We start from the raw sequence: 2,721 nt of genomic DNA, 5'->3' as shown, positions 1-2,721 counted from the left end.
TCGTCGCGCCGTTGGCGAGCAATTTGTCCAGCCGGCCTTCGGCCTCCAGCTCGTGGAGGTCGTCACAGCCGCCGACATGCGTATCGCCGATGAAAATCTGCGGAAAGGTCGTGCGGCCATGCGCCCGGGAGATCATCTCCTGGCGCAATTCCGGCGAGAAGGAGGCATCGTGCTCGGTAAAGGCTATGCCCTTGCGCTCGAGCAGCCGCTTGGCTGCCGTGCAATAGCCGCACATCATGCGGGTGTAGATCGTGACATCGGTCATGACGAATTTCCGCTGTTCGTTGCCGACTTATATAGTCGCGGACTCGTCCGCCCGAAAGTCCCCCGGCAACACACGCGCAAAGGTCAGCACGTCGACGGCGGCCGCACCTCCCCTTTTCAGCGCCTTGGTGGCGGAACGCACCGTGGCGCCGGTGGTGTAGACATCGTCGATCAAAAGCACCCTGCGGCCGGCGATCTCGATTTCCGCCTCGGCGGGCACCCGGAACGCGGCCCGCACATTCTCCTCGCGTTCGCCGCGCTCCAGCCCAACCTGCTGGCGGGTGAGTTTCACGCGCCGCACCGCCGACGGGGCGAAGGGCAATCCGCTAAGTGCCGAGACCGCCCTTGCCAGTTCCGCCGACTGGTTGAAGCGCCGCCTGAAAAACCGTCGCCAGTGCAGCGGCACCGGCACCACCACATCCGCCTCGGCGATGAGATCGGCACCCGCACGCATCATCCAGCGCGCCATCCAAGGTGCCAGATCCGTGCGATCCTGGTATTTCAACCCTTGCACCATCTGGCGCGCAACGCCGGAATAGGCGACCGCCGCCCGCGCCCGCTCGAAAGGCGGCGGATCGGCAATCGCCTCGGCCGACAGAAAGCCTTCGCCCATATGGTGGGTGAACGGCGTACCCATGACAGGGCACCATGGCCGCTCCAGCAGCCTGAGCTTCGGCCAGCAGGCGCCGCACAGCACGCCCGGCTGCGAGACATGCCGGCGGCAACCGGCGCAGACCGGCGGAAACAGCATCCGCGCCGGCCAGCCGACAACCGACCGGGCCAGGTTCGTGATCCCGATGGACTTGATCTTGGGCATCGGATCGGCCACGTGGTTGCTCCTGCGCGCCACTATATCAACGATCTCGGAGCGTGGACAAACAAAGGATCTGCCCGTTGCAGCCAATAATGGATACCTCTCTGTGGCTGACGCACAAGCGGCGCGCGCTTGCCCGTCCGGTCGACGGCGCGGACTTCCTCATGCGCCGCACGGCCGAGGACCTTGCCGACCGGCTGGGCGCCGTCGAGCGCCGGTTCGGCAAGGCGGCCGTGCTGTTTTGCCAGACGCCGGCGGCGGCCGAAACGCTCGCTGAAAGCGGCAAGGTCGCCGACATTGTCCGCGTCGAGACGGATACGGCTTTCCTGAGCGGTGGCGATGCCGGCCTGATCGCACCGCTCGAAACCGTGCCGTTCGAGCCGGAAAGCCTCGATCTGGCGGTGTCGCTCTTGTCGCTGCAGGCCATGAACGACATCCCAGGCATGCTGATCCAGATCCGCCGCGCGCTGCGGCCGGATGGGCTTTTCCTCGGCGCCTTTGCCGGCGCCGGCACGCTTTTCGAATTGCGCGAAAGCCTGCTTGCGGCCGAGACCGAGCTTTACGGCGGCGCCAGCCCGCGTGTCGCCCCGTTCACCGACGTGCGCGATGCCGGTGCGCTGCTGCAGCGCGCCGGTCTCGCTCTGCCGGTCGCCGACGTCGAGACGGTGACGGTGCGCTATGCCAGCCTGTTCAACCTGATGGCGGATTTGCGGGCCATGGGCGAAACCAATGCGCTCACCGATCGCAGCCGGCGGCCGGGCTCGCGCAAGCTGTTTGCCCGCGCGGCGGAAATCTACGCCGAGCGGTTTTCCGACCCCGACGGCCGCGTCAGGGCAAGTTTCTCGATTGTCTGGATGTCCGGCTGGGCGCCCGACGCTTCGCAGCAAAAACCGCTGAAGCCAGGGTCGGCCAAGGTCTCGCTGAAAACAATCCTGGAGGCGCCCGACGGGCAATGATCCTGCCCCAGGGTGCGGAAAAGCCGGATCAGGGAGTGGGTGCGAAAGCGTTCGCAAGCTTGCTGTTGTTGTCGCTGAACAGCCAGATGATCCCGTCGCGGACCTCACCGATGCCGCCGACGATGGCAAGCGACAGCACGGCGATGATCACGCCATATTCGACGGCCGTGGCGCCGGTCTCGTCGTTCAGAAAACCCAGCAGCACTGCTTTCATGGCCTCAACCCCTCTGTCCGGGACCTTACAGCCGACCTGTTAAGAAAGGTTAACGGCAAAGGCTTAACAGGCGGTGAAACCGCCGCCTTTGCGAAATTTCTTAACCATGTCAGCAGTCGCCGCTGCTCCGGCCATTGGACCTGATGATGCAGACCGAGCTCGGCTGCGGCTGCAGCACGCTGCGGCGCAGCGTGTAGGTTTCGCGATGGCCGATCGAGCCTGTGGCCGCCATGTCGAGCCCGCCGAAACCGTCACGGGCCGACAGCGAGCGTGTCTGGCTGTCGAGGAAAGGGGTTGCGATCAGCGCCAGCGCCACCGCGGCCGAACCGAACAGAAGCGTTATGCGCAATATGCCCATGCCCGCATCGGCGGCGCGAAAGCCGCGCTCGGGCCTGATCGAGTCCCAATCCCTGTCTAGGCTCATGCTATCGCTCCCCGGCAAATCGACGGCTCGGCCGCGAACGGCCATGCTT

5 protein-coding genes are annotated in these 2,721 nt (G+C 65.5%); 1 reads left to right on the top strand and 4 read right to left on the bottom strand.

Annotated elements, in window-relative coordinates:
- A partial coding sequence (gene grxC / locus EN991_RS31160; protein ID WP_127370190.1) for a glutaredoxin 3 occupies positions 1-265 on the bottom strand: 265 nt, incomplete at its 3' end.
- A 27-nt stretch (positions 266-292) separates the two neighbouring features.
- Complete coding sequence (locus EN991_RS31155) at positions 293-1,093, bottom strand: ComF family protein (protein ID WP_013529448.1); 801 nt, start codon at positions 1,091-1,093, stop codon at positions 293-295.
- Between the two features lie 65 nt (positions 1,094-1,158).
- Between EN991_RS31155 and EN991_RS31150 the strand changes: the two genes are divergently transcribed.
- Positions 1,159-2,034: a methyltransferase domain-containing protein gene (locus tag EN991_RS31150; RefSeq protein ID WP_013529447.1), complete on the top strand. Its 876-nt coding sequence runs from the start codon at positions 1,159-1,161 to the stop codon at positions 2,032-2,034.
- Between the two features lie 28 nt (positions 2,035-2,062).
- On the opposite strand, the gene EN991_RS31145 is transcribed toward EN991_RS31150, so the two are convergent.
- Together EN991_RS31145 and EN991_RS31140 are read right to left on the bottom strand one after the other, a co-directional pair.
- Entirely contained in the window at positions 2,063-2,248 is a 186-nt protein-coding gene (locus EN991_RS31145; RefSeq protein WP_013529446.1) for a Flp family type IVb pilin, read from the bottom strand.
- 109 nt (positions 2,249-2,357) lie between these two features.
- Positions 2,358-2,721: hypothetical protein (locus tag EN991_RS31140; protein WP_348630511.1), on the bottom strand; the 364-nt coding region annotated here is incomplete at its 5' end.

This window comes from Mesorhizobium sp. M7A.F.Ca.US.005.03.2.1, from assembly GCF_003997795.1.
In the GTDB taxonomy this organism is placed as follows: Bacteria; Pseudomonadota; Alphaproteobacteria; order Rhizobiales; family Rhizobiaceae; genus Mesorhizobium; species Mesorhizobium ciceri.
The sequence above is the reverse complement of the archived record's forward strand: the minus strand, read 5'-3'. Positions and strand labels throughout refer to the sequence as shown.

Bases quoted from the DNA above. Each gene is read 5' to 3' on its own strand.
- EN991_RS31145 (WP_013529446.1), bottom strand. From the start codon at position 2,248: ATGAAAGCAGTGCTGCTGGGTTTTCTGAACGACGAGACCGGCGCCACG.